The 20,421-nt window shown below is 54.7% G+C and carries 13 protein-coding genes; 8 read left to right on the top strand and 5 right to left on the bottom strand.

Annotation, left to right across the window (positions count from 1 at the left end):
• Positions 1–225 precede the first annotated feature (225 nt).
• Entirely contained in the window at positions 226–924 is a 699-nt protein-coding gene (locus B1748_RS17240) for a zf-HC2 domain-containing protein (RefSeq protein WP_087569177.1), read from the bottom strand.
• Positions 921–1,412, bottom strand: coding sequence for an RNA polymerase sigma factor (locus B1748_RS17235; protein WP_087569176.1), 492 nt, complete (start codon positions 1,410–1,412; stop codon positions 921–923). The genes B1748_RS17240 and B1748_RS17235 overlap by 4 nt, the downstream gene beginning before the upstream one ends.
• A 139-nt stretch (positions 1,413–1,551) precedes the next feature.
• Between B1748_RS17235 and B1748_RS17230 the strand changes: the two genes are divergently transcribed.
• Positions 1,552–2,328, top strand: coding sequence for a stalk domain-containing protein (locus B1748_RS17230; protein WP_087569175.1), 777 nt, complete (start codon positions 1,552–1,554; stop codon positions 2,326–2,328).
• A 244-nt stretch (positions 2,329–2,572) separates the two neighbouring features.
• Positions 2,573–3,517, top strand: a complete 945-nt coding sequence (locus B1748_RS17225; RefSeq protein WP_256975735.1) for a cell wall hydrolase — start codon at positions 2,573–2,575, stop codon at positions 3,515–3,517.
• Positions 3,518–3,572: 55 nt separating this feature from the next.
• On the opposite strand, the gene B1748_RS17220 is transcribed toward B1748_RS17225, so the two are convergent.
• Both B1748_RS17220 and B1748_RS17215 read right to left on the bottom strand, forming a co-directional pair.
• A complete protein-coding gene (locus tag B1748_RS17220; protein WP_087569173.1) occupies positions 3,573–4,112 on the bottom strand; it encodes a hypothetical protein in 540 nt (179 codons plus the stop codon).
• Positions 4,113–4,229: 117 nt separating this feature from the next.
• Positions 4,230–5,255 carry a Leu/Phe/Val dehydrogenase gene (locus B1748_RS17215; RefSeq protein ID WP_087569172.1) on the bottom strand — a complete coding sequence of 342 codons (1,026 nt, stop codon included), beginning with the start codon at positions 5,253–5,255 and terminating at the stop codon, positions 4,230–4,232.
• Between the two features lie 828 nt (positions 5,256–6,083).
• Here B1748_RS17215 and B1748_RS17210 point away from each other — a divergent pair.
• From B1748_RS17210 to B1748_RS17190, 5 genes are all read left to right on the top strand, one after another.
• The gene (locus B1748_RS17210) at positions 6,084–7,022 is read left to right on the top strand and encodes an ABC transporter permease (protein ID WP_087569196.1); all 939 of its coding nucleotides are present in this window, start codon (positions 6,084–6,086) and stop codon (positions 7,020–7,022) included.
• A 17-nt stretch (positions 7,023–7,039) separates the two neighbouring features.
• Complete coding sequence (locus tag B1748_RS17205; protein WP_087569171.1) at positions 7,040–7,948, top strand: carbohydrate ABC transporter permease; 909 nt, start codon at positions 7,040–7,042, stop codon at positions 7,946–7,948.
• A 131-nt stretch (positions 7,949–8,079) separates the two neighbouring features.
• Positions 8,080–9,753 (top strand): extracellular solute-binding protein, encoded by a 1,674-nt coding sequence (locus tag B1748_RS17200; RefSeq protein WP_087569170.1) that lies wholly within the window; start codon positions 8,080–8,082, stop codon positions 9,751–9,753.
• Positions 9,754–9,826: 73 nt separating this feature from the next.
• Positions 9,827–11,506, top strand: coding sequence for an alpha-1,3-galactosidase-related protein (locus B1748_RS17195; RefSeq protein WP_087569169.1), 1,680 nt, complete (start codon positions 9,827–9,829; stop codon positions 11,504–11,506).
• A gap of 83 nt (positions 11,507–11,589) precedes the next feature.
• Positions 11,590–17,121, top strand: a complete 5,532-nt coding sequence (locus tag B1748_RS17190) for a X2-like carbohydrate binding domain-containing protein (RefSeq protein WP_087569168.1) — start codon at positions 11,590–11,592, stop codon at positions 17,119–17,121.
• A 112-nt stretch (positions 17,122–17,233) separates the two neighbouring features.
• On the opposite strand, the gene B1748_RS17185 is transcribed toward B1748_RS17190, so the two are convergent.
• The gene (locus B1748_RS17185; RefSeq protein WP_179215638.1) at positions 17,234–18,373 is read right to left on the bottom strand and encodes an HD domain-containing phosphohydrolase; all 1,140 of its coding nucleotides are present in this window, start codon (positions 18,371–18,373) and stop codon (positions 17,234–17,236) included.
• Positions 18,374–18,621: 248 nt separating this feature from the next.
• Here B1748_RS17185 and B1748_RS17180 point away from each other — a divergent pair, with 248 nt between their 5' ends.
• Positions 18,622–20,415, top strand: a complete 1,794-nt coding sequence (locus B1748_RS17180) for an adenylate/guanylate cyclase domain-containing protein (RefSeq protein WP_087569167.1) — start codon at positions 18,622–18,624, stop codon at positions 20,413–20,415.
• Positions 20,416–20,421 lie beyond the last annotated feature (6 nt).

Here is a 20,421-nt window from a genome sequence, read left to right as displayed (position 1 = left end):
CAGGATCCGGCCTGTTTGGTGGATTGTGTATGAATTTTCATACACGTTTGGCTAGGTGCCAGCCTAACGCTACCCGGCTACCTTAAAAGTTCACTTCTCGGACAGCCCCTTTTAAATTACTTCTATACTTGGCCACTATTTCTCGGATTGAAACTTACTGCGCCGCCAAAGGACGGCGACAGCCGTTTCACCTTGATTAAAGTGCATTCTCTTCATGCATGCCTTTTATTGGACGAAGTTGGCTTCTACCTCTGCGCTGGCCGGAGGCAACTCCATGCCTTTCTTCCAGACGAGCACGGAATCCTTTTTGCTTCCGAAGTAGAGGGCTTCGATCTCGCGGCCATTGCCGTCGTTTAATTGGTAGGCGTTGTTTTCGCCTTCGCCGAAGGTGTAGTACATGTTGAAGAGACCAACATCTACGATTTTTTTCTTTTTGACAACGGGACGCAGAGGGACGATGTACATGTTGCCATTCTCGTCGAATTCGAAGCTTGTCCGATTCAGATCATATTCATCCTTTATGGACACATGATAGACGATTCGACCGTCCGATAAGCGGGACACGTCGGATATCTCAATCATGTCCGACGGCACGGGGCGGATATTCCATTGGAACAGCCCGATATACCCGGAAACCAATACTGCGAAGATCGATACGGTAATGACGGCACCCTTCGTAAAAGCCATCATCTTTGAGCGGCCCCACACCTTCGAGAGAGAACGAAGCCCGGAGCCCTCCCGGGAATTCGATTCGAGAACGGATGGCGAAAGCGGCAGCGCCGCTTCCAACTCGGCGAGTGCCATCCGGCAATCGTCGCACTTCGTTATATGGTCCTCGACGAAGCGGCGGCTGGCAGGGCTGCACACCTCATCGGCGTACAGCGGCAACAGGTCTTTGACGATGTCGCAAGTGGTATCCTTCATGGGGAATCCTCCTTCAATTCGGCTAGCAGCCTTTTTTTGGCGCGATAGAAGGTGACCCTGGCCCAGCTTTCCGTCTTGCCGAACAGCCCGCTAATCTGGGCGAACGACAGCTCGCCGAAAATGCGCAAGGTGAACACTTCCTTATAAGGCTCGTCCATTTTGTGAAGCGCCTGATGAACGCGATAGGCTTGCTCTCTGTTCGCCAAGGCGTCTTCCAGATTCGGACTCCGTAAGTTCGCGCGTTCGATCGCGGTATCCTGAGATATCCGCTTCTGTTTGTCCACATAGGTGAAATAGCTGTTTTTGGCGATTTGGCAGAGCCAGACACTCATCTTGCATTCGCCTTTAAACGCATCGATGTTCTTTATTGCTTTGAGGAACGTTTCTTGCGTAATATCCTCCGCGATGGCGGCATCACGGCTTAGCGAAAGTACGAATGCATAGACGGGCTTAAAGTAATCGGCATAGATTTGCTCGAAATCGGTCACATTCTCACGTCCTTACGACAATAAGACTGGCTGGGAAGGAATTCGTTACAAGTTTTTATAGAAAAATCGGATCGTTCGTGACAAAATGGGAATGTTTGATAATCGTTAATCATCTTAACAAGTTTGGAGGCAGCTTTCCATGCGCGTTTCGTTCAAATCGTTTATTGCGGGCTTCGCTTGCTGCGCGCTGCTTAGCGCTACTACTGCGTACGCTGCGGTCGGCTCGACCCGTATTGAGGTTTTCTTTAAGGATATTAAGTATATGATTGACGGGGAGCAGAAGCAGCCGGCACCGGACAAGCAGGGGTTTGTGTACAAAGGGACCACCTATGTGCCGATTCGGTTCGTGGGGGAATCGCTGGGCAAGGAAGTGCTCTGGGACCCCGACCAGGAGACTGTCTGGGTAAGCGACGATCCCGGGGAGCTTACGTTGGATGACCTTGGCATAACGGACGCCGTAACCGGCGCGGAAATACAATTGGGCATGACGAGGGAGGACGTGGAGAAACAGCTGGGTGAACCCATTGATGAGTTTGTGGGAAGGTATAATTACGATGGCCTGCAAGTGTATTATCGGGACGGTAAGGCCGTCGGTTTTATTATCAATGCATCCGATAATGAGACGGACAGATTTAAGACAACTAGGGGTATTGGACTGGGTACGCCTTATCGGGACGTATTAAGTCAATATGGAAGTCCGCGTGGACAAGAATCAACTTACGGCGACTTTTATGACAGCTCCATTATTTATCTGTTCAAGGACGAGGAAGGTATTTTGGAGAAATTAACGTCGCGTCTAGAACCTTGGGACACCTCGAAGGTATATTACTTATCCATGAATGTGTTCAATAATGGCAACCGAACCATTGGCTTTTTATTGATCGGCGACAAACAATTTGCCATGAATTCGAATTAAATTCAGGTATTTATCTCCATATATAATGGCCTCTGCAACGAATGATTTTCGACGAATCTGCCCCCGGCGATCACGAATTCTGAAAAAAAGTTAATCCTGCAAACGTTTTCGAGTGTGCTATAATTTGGCGAAGCCTGAGGGGACTAGAGCCAAGCAGCACAGCACAAGCGATTGCTAGGAGGTAATCAAGATCGGAAAGGCCAGACGATTTCATAAACAATGGATACATATTATAGTGACGGCAATGCTGCTCCTCGCCATGCCGCTGACAGCCGCGGCCGCGCCGCAAGGAGCAAAGGCGGATAAGAACGCCATCATCAAGCTCGACGGAGAGCAAGTGAAGCTGTCCGAACCGCCGATGATGCTGGACGGGAGGTTGTTCCTTCCGGTAGCGCTCATTGCGCAATTGTTCGACGCCAAGAAGGTAAGCTGGGATAAAGTGAATCAGGAGACTACGATCGAAACCGCCTTAGGCGATACAATCGTTCTGGGAGATGGCGTGCCAGTCGTCTATTTCAACGAGGGGCGATATGTGATGGATGCCGCGCCGTTTATCGAGAACGGCAGAATGTACGCGCCGCTGCGACATGTGGCCGAGCTTCTGCATGCTACCGTGAAGTGGAACAAAGAGGAAGAGGCCGCCGAGTTGACGACGGTTGAACCTGCGGTCATAAGCGAGGAGAATGCGCTGACGGACGTGGTCAAGGCATTTGGCACGAGCGAAACGGAGCTGCTTCAGCGCAACGAGCTTAAGAGCAAGGATGCCGTCAAGGCCGGCGTCAAACTGCGCGTGGTTATGCCCTCCGTTCTGGAAAAACCAGCCAAGTCCTTTACAGAGCAGGACTACACGCTGTTAGCGAAAATTACGATGGTGGAGTCGGGTTACGAATCGTACGAAGGCCAGCTTGCCGTCGCCAACGTTATTTTGAACCGCGTCAAGGATTCCCGATTCCCGAGCAGCGTTAAAGATGTTATCTACTCCGGCAAGCAATTTCCGCCGGCGCATAATGGGTTGCTCGACAAGGCGAAGCCGAACGCAAGCGTATTGCGCGCCGCAAAGGATGCCCTGAATGGCAAGAACAACGTGCAGGGAGCCGTCTACTTCTTTAACCCGAAGGTGTCGAAGGGGGCGTTCTGGTCCAGTCTGGACGTTGTCGCCAAGATCGGACACCATCATTTTGCCGAATAGAGGATAAGAGAGACGCATGACCGAGTTGTCGGTTATGCGTCTTTTTTTGTTGTATTTACTGATGCTTCCGGCGTCGGAGTCGGATGAGCCATATAGCGACGATTGAGACGGCGAGCAGACCTGCGACGGCAACTAGCACGGGAATCAACGCGTTCGAGTTCGACGGGGGCGATGCACTTTGATCAATCCTGCTTGCCTCACTTGATAACGGGATGGGCTGGATAGCGATGTCCTTCATGGCGAGCTCTCTTGACGCGTTCCAGAGCCCGCTTCGACCGCATAGATGAGTGCGGAGCTTTCCTTCCCGTTCGCCTCCGAATACGAGATACGTCTGACCGGGCTCGTACGGATCCCATCCGTTGTCATAGATTTCGATGCGTGATTCGGCTACGCCTTTCCACGCTGTCTGCACCTGGAAGATCGTCAGCCCTTCTTTGTTCGCGGCAATAGCCTGCCCCATGAATGCGACGGAGCTGCGGGCCAGCTCTTCTGCCGCGGGCTCGGGCTCGGCGCAACTTAATGCCTGGACAGAGGGCAACGAGGCAAGCGTGAGACAACTGCCAATCATGAGGATAAGGGCAATGATTTTCTTCATGAGGCAATCTCCTCTCCTGCCAGAAAGTTATTTATCTTACTGACGTTTACAATGAAAAAGAGGTTGCTCTTGCGCGTAATTTTTTTGCAACTGGATAATGGCAATAGCCGAATACGCTTATTTCAATACATTCTCCGCCATTCTGTCCGCTGCGGCCGCTGTCGATAATCCCGAGACGGTTGCCGACTGGAACACCTTCATAAGCGTGCCGTAGATGTTCTCCACGTTACGCTTCGCCTCCGCCGCATCTCCTCCGCTTAACTCAGATCCTGTTACAATGATGCCGCCCGCGTTAATAACGTAATCCGGCGCGTACAGTATGCCAAGTTTGCGCAGCTCGTCTCCGTGTCGCGGCTCCGCGAGCTGGTTGTTCGCTGCGCCTGCCACGATTCTGCAGTCCAGCCGACTTAGGATGTCGTCGTTCAGTATTCCTCCAAGCGCGCAAGGCGCGAAGACATCGCATGGTACGGCGAAGATAGCTTGTGGCGTAATGGTTGCAGCGCCGAACTCCATAGCGGCCAGCTTGACGCGCGCCTCGTCGATGTCCGTCACGACGAGGCAGGCTCCAGCCTCGTGAAGGTAGCGGCATAGCCGGAAGCCGACCTTGCCCAGCCCCTGTACGGCGACGGTCCGGCCCAGCACGGATTCCATGCCGAACACTCTTTTCAGCGCAGCCCGAATGCCGAGATACACCCCGTACGCCGTCATTGTGGCGGTAAGATCATTGACGGCGCCCAGGGACCCCGACACGTCGGTCACATAGGAGGTCGTCTCGCGAATGTGGTCCATGTCGGCGACTGTCGTGCCGAGATCCATTCCGGTAATGTAATGCCCTTGCAACCGATCGATGTAACGTCCCAGCATTCGGAGCAGTCCGTCGCGCGGACCCTGCTTTGGATGAGAGAGAATGACGGCTTTGCCGCCGCCATAGCGGAGTCCGGAGATTGCGTTTTTGTAGGTCATGCCTTTGGCTAGCCTCAAGGCGTCGCTAATGGCCGCTTCGTCGTTGTCGTATTGCCACATTCTGCAACCGCCGAGTGCAGGCCCCAATCTGGTATTGTCGATGGCGATAATCGCCTTAAACCCGCTTGCACGGTCCTGGAGGAAGAACACCCCTTCATAATCCGGTTGCCACATCTCCATGGGAGGCCCTCCTTCGCCTGTAAGTGCTGTATGGTGTAGGATATTCAGCGCAGAGCGGGGAGGACTAGGCTTTCGAAGGAGAATAGCAGTGCGAAGCGCCGATTGAATGATCAACTGCAACTAAAGCATTAGCAGCCTTGGCAAATCGTTCATCTTGATTCAGGCGAATTCGGCTGCACGCGTTGTAGCCCGACGCGCCGCAGAGCACAATAGCCCGAGAAAGTCGGGCTATAGGAGCGCCGAATGCGCCGAAGAACGCAATAGCCCGAGAAAGTCGGGCTATAGGAGCGCCGGACGCGCCGCAGAGCGCAATAGCCCGAAAAAGTCGGGCTACAGAAGCGCCCGACGCGCCGCAGAGCGCAATAGCCCGAGAAAGTCGGGCTATAGGAGCGCCGGATGCGCCGAAGAACGCAATAGCCCGAGAAAGTCGGGCTATAGAAGCGCCGGACGCGCCGCAGAGCGCAATAGCCCGAAAAAGTCGGGCTATTGCTTCGAACGTAGCTTCCGTTACACCCATTACCGATCGCAAGCTCATCCATCAGACCAGCCTCACCCGATCCGGCGGGAAGCCCATATCGTCTGCGTTCGAGCCGCCCGTACAGGCGGAAATGTACGGATAGCAAGGGATTGGCCCTCTCGAAATGGGGGCAAATGTACGGGAAAAGACCCAAGTGTACCTTCCGGAACGCGGCATAAGTCCACTATGATCAGGTCATGGAAGCGTAACCAAATATCTCGACTCCCGCTTTCGGGGGAGAGGGCGACGTGCGCAACAGACATAGGGGAGGGATCGTTCTGCAGCAATCTACATCAAGACAAAACCACTCGATGAAGGGCTTTTATTCGGCTAAGAACGGGTATGGGAGACAATTTGCCAAAAGCTTGCGCAGGCATTGGCAGCTCTACGTGCTCGTCTTACCGCCGCTATTGTTTTTTGTTATTTTCAAATATGTGCCCATGGCCAACGCGGTGCTGGCTTTCAAGGATTACAACGTCATCAAGGGCATCTGGGGGAGCCCATGGGTCGGCCTGAAATATTTTAATATGTTTTTCGAGAACCCGATCTTCTGGACGCTGGTGCGGAACACGATGCTGCTGAGCTTTTATCAATTGCTGGCCGGGTTCCCGATTCCGATCCTGCTGGCGCTTATGTTGAACGAAATCCGCAATGGCCGTTTCAAACGGTTTATTCAACTGGTTACTTTCGCGCCGTATTTTATTTCCACGGTCGTCATGGTGTCCATGATCATGCTGTTTCTGGCGCCGCGGCTTGGTTTCGTAAACATCGCGCTCCAGTATTTCGGCTTCGAGCCGATCAATTTCCTGGGCGAGCCGAACATGTTCCGCTCCATCTATGTATGGTCGGACATTTGGCAGACGGCCGGATATGCGGCAGTGATCTACCTCGCGGCTTTGGCGGGCATTGATCCGACGTTGTACGAGGCGGCGAAGGTGGATGGCGCGTCGCGGTTCCAGAAAATCCGGCATGTCGACCTGCCCGGCATTCTTCCGACCATTACGATTATTCTCATCCTTAACGTAGGCAACATCATGTCGATCGGCTTCGAAAAAATTTATTTGCTGCAAAATTCGCTCAACCTGCCCAAGTCGGAGGTCATCGCGACCTACGTATACAGCATGGGTCTGCTGAATGCCAACTACAGCTTTGCAACGGCGGTCGGATTAATTAATTCCGTTATTAATCTCATCCTTTTGGTTGCGGTCAACAGCTTCGCCAAACGAATCTCGAACAACAGTATCTGGTAGGCAAGGGGGAACTATCAATGGCTATTTCATCAACAGTGCCGAAACGCAAAATACGGGAGTCGGCCGGAGATCGCATATTTGTTTTTGCGATCTACGTCATTCTGAGCTTGGTGCTCGTTGCCGTATTGTATCCGCTAATCTATATCGTCAGCAGCTCGATCAGCAGTCCTTCGGCCGTCGTATCCGGCACAGTGTGGCTCTGGCCGGTGGACATTTCGTTCAGGGGGTTCCAGACGATATTCAAGACTCCGCTTATTATGACGGGTTACGGCAATTCCCTGTTTTATATGGCCGTGGGGACGCTCATTAGCGTAACGCTTACCGTCATGCTGGCTTATCCGCTTTCGAGAAAAACGTTTTTTGGCCGCAAAGGCATCCTGATGCTGGTGATGTTCACGATGCTGTTCGGAGGAGGATTGATCCCGACTTATCTCGTCGTAAAGGAGCTCGGCATGATCGATTCCCGGCTGGCCCTGCTTATTCCGAACGCGATCTGGGTGTGGCAAGTGATCATTGCGCGATCTTTCTTCCAGTCCACGATTCCCGATGAGCTGGCCGAAGCGAGCGAGATCGACGGATGCAGCGATTGGCGATTCCTTGGCAGCGTTGTTCTTCCTCTATCGAAGCCGATTATCGCCGTGCTGGTCCTCATGTACGCCGTTGGTCAATGGAATGCGTATTTCGACGCGCTCATTTATTTGAAGTCGGATAAATTGTTTCCGCTCCAGCTTGTGCTAAGGAGCATCATCATTCAGAACAACAGCGCGGGAGCGATGGACATCAGCATTCAGGTGCAAAGGGCTCAACTGGCGGAGCTGCTCAAATATTCGCTGATCGTGGTGGCGACGCTGCCGGTGCTCATTATTTACCCGTTCGTGCAGCGCTATTTTGTCCAAGGGATGCTTGTTGGCTCCATCAAAGGCTAAATGCGGAACACGCACTATAGGGAGGTGAGGGCGATGTAACGTCCGGGGCATGGAGGAGATACGCTCTACGACAACGATTGGGGAAACAAAGTTCCATCATACTTGCGAACGCAAAGGGGAGTAGAATGCAAATGAAAAAATTAAGCTGGAGCTTGATGTCGCTCTTACTCGTATTGGTGCTGGTATTGTCCGCCTGCTCGGGCAAAAACGAAAACGCCGGAACGAACGGCACGCCGACGGACGGTGCTTCATCCGGTGCGGCAACAGATACGCCGTCGAAGCCGGTGGAGATCAGCGTGTTTGCCGTGCAGGAACAAGGCATCGATCTCAATACCAACAAGTTTACGCAGCATGTCTCGGATATGTTTAACATTAAATTCAACTTCGAAGTCATCCCATCCGACGGCGCGAAGGAAAAGCGTCAAATCTCGCTTGCGAGCGGAGATTATCCCGATGCCTACATGCTGACGCATTACGTCGATCAATTTTCGCAAGCCGATCTGCTGAAATTCGGCAAGCAGGGCGTCATCATTCCTTTAAACGATCTGATTGACAAGCATGCTCCGAACATTAAAGCCGCCATGGAATCCAATGCGGATCTAAGAACGCTGAATACGGCTCCCGACGGCAACATCTACGGACTGGTCGCTTACACGCAATGTTTCCACTGCTCGTACCCGAGCAAAATGTGGATCAACACGGAATGGCTGGAGAAGCTGAATCTCGAAATGCCGACTACGCCGGAAGAATTTAAAAATGTCTTGAAAGCGTTTAAAACGGAAGATCCGAACGGAAACGGCAAGCCGGACGAAGTAGGACTAAGCGGCTCGACAGAAGAGTTTGGCGTGCGGGTCCTTCCGTTCCTGATGAATCCGTTCGTCTATAATGACGACAGAAACTATTTGAACATGACAAGCGGCAAAGTGGAATCCGCCGCCATCAAACCAGAATGGAAAGACGGACTCGCTTATGCGAAATCGCTGTACGATGAAGGGTTAATCGATCCGGGAGCATTTACGCAAAACGCCGAGGCGCTCAAAAAAATCGGCGAAAACGCGGATGCCGAAATATTGGGCGTCGGCGCAGGCATGCATCCGGCCATCTTTATCGACATGGCGGGTCCTCGCTTCCCTAAATACCATCCGGTACCGCCGCTTCAAGGACCAAACGTGTCGTTTGCGACGCATGACAACGGCGGCGTATCGCCGGGAGGCAAGTTCGCCATCACGAACAAAGCCAGCGAAGAAGCCCAGATCGCCTTGATCAAGCTTGCCGATTACATGTTTACGCCGGAAGGACAAACGAACGGCGGTTCCGGCATGAAGGGAATCGATTGGGAAGACCCGGCGCCTGGAGATACGGCGCTCGGCGAAGGCGTAGCGCCTATGGTCAAAACGATTCCGGGCGTGGAGGGCGAGGCACCGAGAAACGCAGGCTGGTCCGGCATGGCGCACTTCTATATGCCGAAGGAATACCGCGACAGCTGGGTGCAAGGCACGGACATTAACGACCCGGCCAACTACGAGCGCAAGCTGTATGAAGCAACGAAGTTGTACGAAGGCCACGAGCCGAAGGAGCTGTTCCCGTTCTGGTCGCTTTGGGTAGATCCGGCCGACAGCGATGAGATAGGCATGCTGCAAACGAACATTCGCAACTACATCGAACAAAATGCGCTGCAATTCGTTACGGGCAACAAGGATTTAAATAAAGATTGGGATGCCTATGTGCAAGGCCTGAAAGACTTGAAGCTCGATCGTTATCTTGAAATTTTGCAAAAAACTTATGATGCGTCTGTAAAAGGGTAAGAGAGGACGATCGATGTCGGGCACTTCCGGGTGGAGTGTCCGACGTTCTTGAAATTAATGTGAGGTGCACAACATGAATGTGACGCAGACTGTCATTCGTCTGAACGACTACGGGATCAAGCCGGATTCGGGAGAGGATGCGACGACGGCGATGCGAAAGGCGATTGAGGATACCGCAAGGATCGCGGGTCCCGTCGTGCTGACATGCGACCCAGGTAGATACGATTTGTATCCAAAGCATGCCGCCAAGAAGCCTTATTATATTTCCAATACGGCCAGCGAGGCCGAGAATCCCGACGTGACCAAGACGATCGGCATTCATCTGCAGGACATGAAGAACGTAACCCTTGACGGCAACGGATCGTTATTCGTATTCCATGGCAAACAAACGATGATCGTTGTCGACGGCTGCGAGGAAGTCCACATCCGAAATTTGCGTCTGGATTACGAGCGGCCGACCGTGACGGAAATGACCGTCGAACGAATCGGCGACCATTTCCTCGACACCGTTGTCCATAGGGACAGCCGTTACGAGGTTGAGAACGGCAGTCTGATCTGGCAGGGGGAAGGCTGGCGTTTCCGGGACGGTCCCATGCAAGAGTACGATCCGCCGACGAATACAACCTGGCGCATCGATAATTTTGTCATTGCCGCGAAGCGGGTCGAGGAGAGGGAGCCCGGCCGGCTGAGACTGTACTTCGCCGAGGGTCATTTGCCTTCGACGGCAGTCGGGCGCGTCTTCCAATCCAGAGACGGCATCCGCGACCAGGTTGGCGCGCTTGTGATTCGGAGCCGCAAGGTCGAATGGAGCGACGTGGGCGTTCATTTCATGCACGGGCTGGGACTGGTCTGCCAATTCAGCGAGGATGTGTTCTTCGAGCGCTTGGAGATCGCCCCGCGGCAAGAGACGGGGCGCACCGTCGCGGCTTTCGCCGACTGCATTCACGTGTCGGGCTGCCGCGGGCTGATCCGGGTGGCGAACAGCCGATTTTTCGGCGCGCACGACGACGTAATCAACGTACACGGGACGTATCTGCGCGTTGTGGGACAACCTTCCCCGGACGAGGTGCTGCTCAGGTTCATGCATCCGCAAACGTATGGATTTCCCGCTTTCGGCGCAGGGGACGGGATTGAATTCGTTCGATCCGAGTCGCTTGCGTCCTACGCGGATGCCGTCGTGGCCGAAGCGGAGCTCGTAGATCCGCGCATCATGCGGATTAAACTCGACAGAAGCGTGCCGGAGCAATTGCGCATCGGCGATGTCATAGAAAATGTAACCTGGACGCCGGAAGTGGAAATCGTGGGCAACCGAATGGCCCGCATTCCGACTCGCGGAGTTCTGCTGACGACACGCAGGCGGTCGCTCATCGAGGGAAATCTCTTCGAGAGAATAACCATGTGCGCCGTGCATGTCGCATGCGACGCCGGAAGCTGGTACGAGTCCGGCATCGTAAAGGATCTGGCCATCCGGGGCAATACGTTCATCGAATGCGGGCATGCGGATGCGGCCGTCATCTCCGTGTCTCCCGAGAATACGGCGACGGAGGAAGGCCGGTATGTGCATTCCCGTATCGAGATCGAAGACAACCGTTTCGACATGCGGGATGCCCCCTTACTGGACGCAAGCAGCACGGAGCGTTTGATTTTCGCGAACAATCTGATCGCAGGTGGGGAGGAACGCCGCAAATTCGGAACGGCGATCCGGCTGGCCGCTTGCGACAATGTATCGATCATGAACAATCGTTATTCCTGACAATCGGCATCTTGAGAGAAGTTGGACAGAGGAGGGGAGTAACCCCATTGCTTTGACAATATATCGACGAAAGGCGGAAAACGATGTTTGGAACGAAGGGCAAGCAGATGAGCGTTCGATTGGCGGGCGGGATGAGGAAGGCGCGAATCGCCGTATTGGCGTTTATCGTGTTGGCGGCTCAGTTGGGACTTTTCATACCGGGCGAGACGGCGACCGTGGAGGCGGCGTCGAAGGAAATAGCGGCCAAACCGTATATGGGCTGGAGCAGCTACAGCATGCAGGTGTACGACCACGGCCAGTGGATTACCGCGGAGCAGATCAAAGCGCAATCCGACGCGATGAAGGAGAAGCTGCAGCCTTACGGCTACGAATACATCAACGTGGATGCGGGCTGGAATGGGGCAATGGACGGCTACGGCCGGCCGATTCCGAGCACGACCCTGTTCCCGGACGGACTGCAGGATTTGATCGATTACGTTCATGCCAACGGGCAGAAGTTCGGGCTGTACGGCATTCCCGGGTTGTCTCCGGAAGCGTACGAGCAGGATTTGCCGATCTATAACGCGCCTGGATGTTCGATGAGAGATATCGGCGATCCGACGCGGGGTTCCGATTATTGGGGCTTCGGCTACAAAATCGATTTTTCGAACGACTGCGCCCAGAAGTACATCAACTCCATTGCGGACCTGTACGCCGAATGGGGCGTCGACTTTCTGAAGTTCGACAGCGTGACGCCGGGCTCGGGCATCTCCGACCTGTCGCTGGATTCCCGCGACGACGTCAAAGCCTGGTATCAGGCGCTGGAGCCGCACGACATCTGGCTGGAGCTGTCCTGGGCGGTCGACATCAAGTACATCGATCATTGGAAAAAGTATTCCAACGGCTGGCGCGTCGACTGGGATATCGAATGTTATTGCGGCGACGGAGGGCTCACCGCGTGGCCGAGCATCACGCGGCTGTTCCCAATCGCGGAGAAGTTTTGGCGCCATGCCGGTCCGGGCGGCTGGAACGACTTCGACTCGCTTAACATCGGCAACGGGGCGATGGACGGCATTACGCCGGACGAGCGCAAAACGGCCATGACGTTCTGGAGTCTGTCGTCGGCGCAGCTGTATATCGGCAACGACATGACCCGCTTGGACGATTACGGCCTGGAGCTGCTCACCAACGAAGAGGTGATCGCGGTTAATCAGGCTGGACGTCCGGGACGCCCCGTGTCGACCGAAACGAAGCAGCAGGTATGGTATGCGAACAATGGAGACGGTACCTACAGCGTCGGCTTGTTTAACCTGGCTGACGAAGCGGCGACGGTAACGGTAAATTGGAGCGATATCGGCCTAAATGGATCGGCTTCCGTTCGCGATTCGTGGAGCCGCGAGGAGCTTGGCGATTTCGCAACGGGCTTCAGCTCCGTCGACCTGGCCCCGCATGCATCGCGTTTGCTGAAGGTAACGGCGAAAAACGGGACGATCCGCGTCAATGACGATGATACCGGCATGACATATACCGGCGAATGGACGCGAAACGGCGGCAAGGAAATGACGGCTGACGAGCAGAATCTGGTCATCGATGTAAGCGACTCCGAAGCGGCGGACAGTACGATCAGCCCGACTACGGCCAGCTTCGACAAAAACGAGTCGGAGCGCGAGGATGTCGGGACGACGCTGACGCTGAACGGCAATACGCTGAGTTCCATAATGAACGGCGGCTATACGCTGCAAGAAGGTACCGACTATACGGTTGACGGCAGCGTGGTTACGATCAAGAAGGAGTATCTTGCGTCCAGAACGGTCGGCGCGACGAGCTTGACGTTTAACTTCAGCGGAGGTTCGGCGCAAAGCTTGGTCGTTACGATAAGCGACACGACGGTAAGAGACAGCAGAGTCACTCCCGGCGCGGTCAGCTTCGATCTTGCCGGGCAGTCCGACGTGGCGTTGACGCTGTCGCCGAACGGCAATACATTGACAGGCGTGACGCTTAATGGCTACGCGCTGACGGACGGCACGGACTACACGGCATCGGATACGGGGCTTGTGCTCAGCAAGACCGCGCTGGCTGCGTTGCCGGCCGGAACCGGAACCTATCAGCTGGCCTTTGATTTCGACGGCGGCTCGCAGCAGAAGGTAACGTTAGTCGTGAGAGACACATCAGCAGGCGGTTCGATCTCTCTCAACAACGACGATCCGGCTATTCAATATACCGGCTTCTGGAACCGGAGTTACAACCGGGGACTGGGCGATTATATGGATGATGTCCATTTTGCCGAGAAGAACGACCAGGACTATCTGGAGTATACGTTTATCGGAACGGGAATCGAATACATTACGGAGCTGGATCCTTCGCAGGGCGACATCGATTTCTATGTCGATGGCGAATTCAAGCAGACGGTCAGCACGTATAACCTGGGGCGGCAGGCTCAAAAGCCCGTATACGCAATCACGGGACTCGAAGACGGTACGCATACGCTTAAGGCGGTTAAGAAATCCGGCATTTTCATGCTGCTCGACAAGCTGAGAGTCATCACCCCGGATTTGATCAGCGAGACGGAAGCCGAGTTCGACAAGGCGACTGGGCAGCAAGCGGATGTCGAGGTAACCGAAGCGACGGAAAGAAGTTTGAGCGGCATTAAGCTGGGCACGACAGAGCTGGCGGCGGGCACGGATTTTACGGTCGAGGATGATCGGATTACGATTAAGAAGGAATATTTGGGCGCAAGGCCGCTCGGTACGACGAATCTGCTGCTGACCTTCGACGGCGGCGCCACGCAGACGTTGTCCATTGCCGTTCGCGATTCTTCGGCGGCGAACAGCACAATCAGCCCAACGTCTGGCAGCTTTGACAAGAAGGCGGATGCGCAAGCGGATGTCGCAACAACGATGGAGCTTGCGGGCAATACGCTTGTCGGCATCACGAACGGCGAGATTGCGCTTCAATCCGGCACCGATTACACCGTGGCGGATGAGCTGGTGACGATCAAAAAGGAATATTTGGCGAGCCGGCCGGTAGGCGCAGTGAATCTGAGCTTCTCCTTCGATCATGGCGAATCGCAGACTCTGTCCATTACGATCAGCGATTCTACGCCTAAGAACAGCGCGATTACGCCGTCCGCAAGAAGCTTCGATAAAAAGGCTTCGGCGCAGGCGAATGTGACAACGACGATCGCGTTTAACGGCAACAGCCTGGAGGGCGTGGCGAACGGCGCGGCGGCTCTGCAAGAAGGAACGGATTACACGCTGTCGGGCAACCAATTGACGATTGCGAAGGGATATTTGGCCCAGCAGCCGACGGGAATGGCCAATCTGACGTTAACCTTTACCGAAGGTGCCGCTCAAACTCTGGCGGTGGCGGTAAGCGACACGCTGAGAGGGCGCTACGTCGACATTAACGACGACGACACGGGCATTTCGTACAAAGGCGCTTGGCAGCATAACCGGAACAGGGGAATCGGCGATTACAAAGACGATGTACACTTTACCGAGAAGGACAACGATTATTTGGAATTTACGTTCGAAGGAACCGGCATCGAGCTGATTACGGAGAAGGATCCGTCGCAGGGCGATATGGATATCTATATCGACGGCGAGTTCATGCAAACGATCAGCACGTACAACGATACCAAGCAAGCGCTTCAGACGGTGTACGGCATTAACGGCTTGACGCGCGGCACGCATACGATTAAGGCCGTCAAGAAGTCGGGCTTTTACATGCTGCTGGATCAATTTAAGGTGAAAGCGGCGGATCTGCTTGGTCCGGATACGGCAATTGTCGATAAGTCGGCGGCTTCCGACGTTACGACGACGCTTGCCGTCGACGGCAGCAATCTGATCGGCATTACCGTCGGCGGAACTGTCCTGGCGAAAGGAACCGATTATACGCTGGGTGGCGATGAGGTGACGATCAAGAAGGAATACCTGGCGACGCTGCCGAACGGCCAGACCGCGCTGGCGTTTTCCTTCAAGGGCGATCATTTCGATGACATCCACTACACGGAGACGAATGGCGATTCCGTCGAATATACGTTTACAGGCACTGGCTTATCCTTCATTATGCCTAAGGGGCCGGAGCAGGGCGAGATCGATATTTTCGTAGACGGCGTATTCCGGGAAACGGCGGACGCGCATCACGCAAGCCGGTTAACCGGTCAGACGGTGTACAGCATTTCCGGGCTTGCTGGCGGCCAGCATACCTTCAAGGCTGTAAAAAAATCGGGCGACGCGATGCTGGTTGACGGTTTGACGTTTAACGTTCATGCCGGAACGACTACGACGAATCCGGGTACGGGTACGCAACCGACGCCGAATGTTCCGAAGACGGAGCAAATAACGGGCAGTGTGGAAGCGACGGACGGCGGTGACGGCGTTCTGGCGAACGTGGTCATTACGAGAACAACGCATGCGGACGGCACGAAGTCGGACGAGGTTGTGTTGACGGCGGAGCAGGCTCGTGAGGCGATAGGCAATATGGGGGCAGGCGCACGATCGCTGACGATCGTAATACCGGACGAGAAGGACGAAGTGTCCAAGACCAAGGTAACGGTACCGAAGGAAGCCGGCAAGCTGCTTGCGGACGCCAAGCTCGATCTCGGCATTGCGACGGGGAATGCGAAAGTGTTTGTACCGAGCGAATCCTTGCAAGATTTTGACGAAGATCTTTATTTCGAACTGGTTCCTGTAAAAGAAGCCGGGAAGAAACAAGAGATCGAGAATCGCGCGAACAAAGAAGCAGTCGTAACGATCGTATCGGGCGGTCAAGAGGTTTCCGTGCTGGGCAGGCCGATAACGATCGAAACGAACTTGCAGGGACGCGATGTTACGGTTGTACTGCCGCTCAAGGACCTGGATGTAACGGAAGCGGAGCTGCGTGACTTAGGCGTCTACATCGAACATAGCGACGGCACGAAACAACTGTTGAAAGGCATTATGGTTCCTTATAACAACCAGGGCGACAAAGGTTTGCAATTTGTTGTCGACCGCTTCAGCTTATTTGCCCTTGTACAAGTGCCGGGCCTTGCGGGAACCTACGAACATGAGGCGTATATGAAAGGGTACGAGGACGGAACGTTCAGGCCGGACCGAACGATCACCCGCGCGGAGATGGCGACGATTTTATCCAGAGTGATCGATTCGGAAGCCGTAGCCGAGGATAAAACTTACAGCGATGCGAGCAAGGCAAGCTGGGCGAAGGAAGCCATATCGGCCGTGACCCGGATGGGCTTGATGCGGGGTTACCCGGACGGTTCCTTCGGACCGAACCAATCGATTACCCGCGCGGAAATGGCGAAGCTGGTTGCCGGGCTGATCGATGATTCGGCGGCTGCGGGAGCGGGTTTTGCCGATGTATCCGGCGGCTGGGCCAAGGATTCCATTTTGGCGGTGCAAGGCGCGGGCATTATGCGGGGTTACGAGGACGGAACCTTTAGGCCGAACCATGCGCTGACGCGCGCCGAAGCGGCGACCATCGTCAACCGCGTGCTGGGCAGAGGTCCATTGAATGGAGTGGCGCTGTCCCCGTGGAAGGATGTTAAAGCCGCGCACTGGGCCTATCGCGACATTGTAGAAGCTTCGGTCCATCATTCTTACGATCAGACTGATGACGGCGAGCAATGGGCCGGGTAGGCACAGGGAGAGATGGCGGGAGGAATCGAGAAGCTTCCCTGATCATCGGAGATTTTCCGAACTTTATAGCAAAAGCGAAAGGGGCGGTCATCTTGACCCGCCCCTTTTTAGGCTACGCCTCCGCCTCTTGATCCCGAATCTCCAGTATGCGCGGCAACTGGGCGATAAGCGAGTCGACGACCCGCGGGTCGAAGTGGCGGCCGCGTTCCGCCTCGAACAACGCCAGAATGCGATCCAGCTCCCAAGCCTGCTTGTACGCTCTGGCGCTGCCCAAAGCATCGAAGACATCGGCTACGGCGGTAATGCGTCCGTAGATATGAATCTCCTCGCCCCTAAGCCTCTGCGGATAACCGCTTCCGTCCCACTTCTCGTGATGCTCCAGCGCCACAATCGACGCGGCTCGCAGCAGCTCGCGCTTGGAATGCCGAAGCAACTGGTGGCCGATCAGCGTATGCCCTTTGATCTGATCAAATTCTTCGTCCGTAAGAGCTCCCGGCTTATGCAGGATGGCATCGGGAATGGCGACCTTGCCGATGTCATGCATAGGCGAAGCGTCGCGCAAAAGAGCCGCTTCCCTCTCGCTCATGCCGAGGCCGAGCGCCAGCCAATACGAATATTGGGCTACGCGCCTGACATGGCTGCCCGTTTCCTTCGAACGGCTCTCCCCGATCTCCCCCATGGAAAAAATAATTTCCCGCTGTGTCTCCACGATTTCCTCACGCAGCATAAACGCTTCCAGCGACTTGCCGGAATACGAGGCGGCAAGCGACAGATATTCCATATCCTTGTCCGAGAAAACGCCCGACTCGGTCAGCTTGTTCACGGCCTGATAAGCGCCGATGACACGGCCTTCGTTATTGCGGAACGGAATCGTCATAATCGCCTTGGTGCGATAGCCGGTACGCTTGTCGTTGTCCGAGTTGTGGCGCGGATCCTCGTAGGCGTCGTCGATAATGATCGGTTGATCTTCGCTGATGGCGGTTCCGACCAGTCCGCTCCCGTAAGGGATGCGGATCTCTCCTCCTCCATGGGCGACGACGGTAAACAGCTCCCGGCGTTCTTCGTCTATCAACCAGACAGCGCAGCGGTCTGCCACGATCATTTCGCGACCCATGTCGGCCATAAGAATCAACACGGATTCGAGCCGGTCGGCGGCTGCGATTTTTGCCGTAAATTCGAAGATCACCTTCAATAATTGCTCAGGGGTCAGCTCTTCCTTAAAGGCTCCGGCGGGCCGTCTATCCACGTTCACGAGGGCTCACCCCATTCCTTCCGCTTTTTGTTCCATTTTTTGTTCCATAGACATTCGCCCCCGGCGCGGTTAATTCCTGTTTATTTGCAGCGAAATTTCTTTATTTCGAGGACTTTCGACAAGGATGTCCTATTTGGTAGGTTCGTGTAAAAGCTTGCAACAAGTTAACTTTGGGGAATGTCGGAAAATGTAAAACTAGTTTACAATGATAGATAGAATATTAACAATGGCAGGGAGAGTGCGTTTCTATGAAAAAAACGGCGCGCAAGCTGGCGCTGATCGGCAATGCGGGGGTGCTGCTCGTCATGTGCCTGCTGATGCTTATGGAGCTTCTGCTGCCCCTCGACCGGGCATTATTCGGCTACAATATGTCGCAGTCGAAGTCGCAGATGCCCGACGAGCGTATTATAGTCGTCGCTATAGACGAATATACGCTGCAGGAGCTGGGCGCCTTTAATACGTGGACGAGAGATAAATATGCAACGCTGCTCGATCATATGTATACGCCCGAGACGGAACCTGCCGCTGTGGGCTTCGATATTTTGTTTACATCGGAGAGCGTGCCGGAGGCGGATGCGGCGTTCGCCGAAGCTCTGGAACGGCATGACGGCATTATTTTGCCATCCTACGCCAATACGGAGAGTGAATTCTCGCGTTCGCTGGAGGGGGCATCCGACAAGTCGCTGCTGCAACCCGAGGAATGGGTGCATCCCATTCCGATGTTCGCCGAGCATACGGATCGGGCGCATATTAACGCGCGGCTGGACAAGGATGGCGTTATACGCCGCACGCTGCTGCAGCTCGGACAGCCGGACGACGGGCCGATGCCGTCGCTGGCGCTGCAGATGGCCCGCATGGCCGAAGCCGATGTCGGGCCTTTCCTTGATATGAATGCAAGAGATGAAATTTTGATCGATTACAACATGGTGTCTGGTGATTTCTGGACGGTGCCGTTTGTCGATGTGTATAACGGCAACTTCCCTGCGGAAAATTTCGACGACATGCTGGTGCTGGTCGGCTTTACGGCGGTCGGCTACGATACGGGCGCGACAACGGTGGAGAGTGAGATGAAGCTGGTGTACGTGCACGGCAATATTTTGCACCAGCTGCTTCAAGGCGAGACGATCCGGGAATTGCACGGCCTTTGGATTTCGCTGATCTCGCTCCTGATGTTTGCGCTTATGCCGCTGGTGGCGTGGCGTTTCCGCACGATGACGGGAAGCCTGTTGGCCGCAGGAACGGCGCTAGCTCTGCTGGCCGCGCAATACGCCTCCTTCCAATGGCTGGATTGGCACTTTAACGCCGTGGAGCCGCTGGTCGTGCTGCTGCTAAGTTACCTGGTCAATATTACCTTGAAGTCGTTCCTCGAGAACAAGCAAAAAAACTTTATTACGAAGCAATTCGGGCGTTACCTCTCGCCGGATCTGGTCCGCGAAATCGCCCGCAGCGACCAGGAGATCAAGCTGGGCGGCATTAACAAGGAGCTTTCGATTCTGTTCCTCGACATTCGCGGATTTACGACATTGTCGGAGAAGCTGCCGCCGGAGCAGGTGCTCGACTTCCTGAACACGATGTTCGATATGATTACGCGCAAGGCGCTCGACAACAAGGGGACGATTGACAAGTTTATCGGCGACGCCGCGATGGTTATTTTTAATGCTCCGCTTGATGTGCCGGATCATGAGTATCGCGCCGTGAGGACGGCATGGGATATCCAGGAGTCGATGAAGGAAGTGCGGCGCATGATCGAGGAGAAGCATGGCATCACGGTGAGCGTCGGCATCGGCGTCAATACCGGGATGGTCGTAGTGGGCAATATCGGCTCCTTCCTGCGGGTTGATTATACGGCGATTGGCGACAACGTCAACATCGCCGCGCGAATCGAGTCCAATACGCAGCCCAACCAGATTCTGGTATCGGAGGAGACGTACGAGCGAACGAAGGGGAGCTTCGTGTACAACTGCATCGGCGAGCGGATGATGAAAGGCAAAAGCGTGCCCGTCAAGCTTTATGAGGTGGTAGATTTGAAGTCTGCCCAATAATCTTTT

It is taken from the genome of Paenibacillus sp. MY03 (genome assembly GCF_002165585.1).
Lineage (GTDB): Bacteria > Bacillota > Bacilli > Paenibacillales > Paenibacillaceae > Pristimantibacillus > Pristimantibacillus agaridevorans.
The sequence above is the reverse complement of the archived record's forward strand: the minus strand, read 5'-3'. Positions and strand labels throughout refer to the sequence as shown.

Excerpts from the sequence above, each read along its gene's own strand:
- B1748_RS17240 (WP_087569177.1), bottom strand. The coding sequence starts at position 924 with ATGAAGGATACCACTTGCGACATCGTCAAAGACCTGTTGCCGCTGTAC.
- B1748_RS17230 (WP_087569175.1), top strand. The coding sequence starts at position 1,552 with ATGCGCGTTTCGTTCAAATCGTTTATTGCGGGCTTCGCTTGCTGCGCG.
- B1748_RS17225 (WP_256975735.1), top strand. The coding sequence starts at position 2,573 with ATGCTGCTCCTCGCCATGCCGCTGACAGCCGCGGCCGCGCCGCAAGGA.
- B1748_RS17220 (WP_087569173.1), bottom strand. The coding sequence starts at position 4,112 with ATGAAGAAAATCATTGCCCTTATCCTCATGATTGGCAGTTGTCTCACG.
- B1748_RS17215 (WP_087569172.1), bottom strand. The coding sequence starts at position 5,255 with ATGGAGATGTGGCAACCGGATTATGAAGGGGTGTTCTTCCTCCAGGAC.
- B1748_RS17210 (WP_087569196.1), top strand. The coding sequence starts at position 6,084 with ATGAAGGGCTTTTATTCGGCTAAGAACGGGTATGGGAGACAATTTGCC.
- B1748_RS17205 (WP_087569171.1), top strand. The coding sequence starts at position 7,040 with ATGGCTATTTCATCAACAGTGCCGAAACGCAAAATACGGGAGTCGGCC.
- B1748_RS17200 (WP_087569170.1), top strand. The coding sequence starts at position 8,080 with ATGAAAAAATTAAGCTGGAGCTTGATGTCGCTCTTACTCGTATTGGTG.
- B1748_RS17195 (WP_087569169.1), top strand. The coding sequence starts at position 9,827 with ATGAATGTGACGCAGACTGTCATTCGTCTGAACGACTACGGGATCAAG.
- B1748_RS17190 (WP_087569168.1), top strand. The coding sequence starts at position 11,590 with ATGTTTGGAACGAAGGGCAAGCAGATGAGCGTTCGATTGGCGGGCGGG.
- B1748_RS17180 (WP_087569167.1), top strand. The coding sequence starts at position 18,622 with ATGAAAAAAACGGCGCGCAAGCTGGCGCTGATCGGCAATGCGGGGGTG.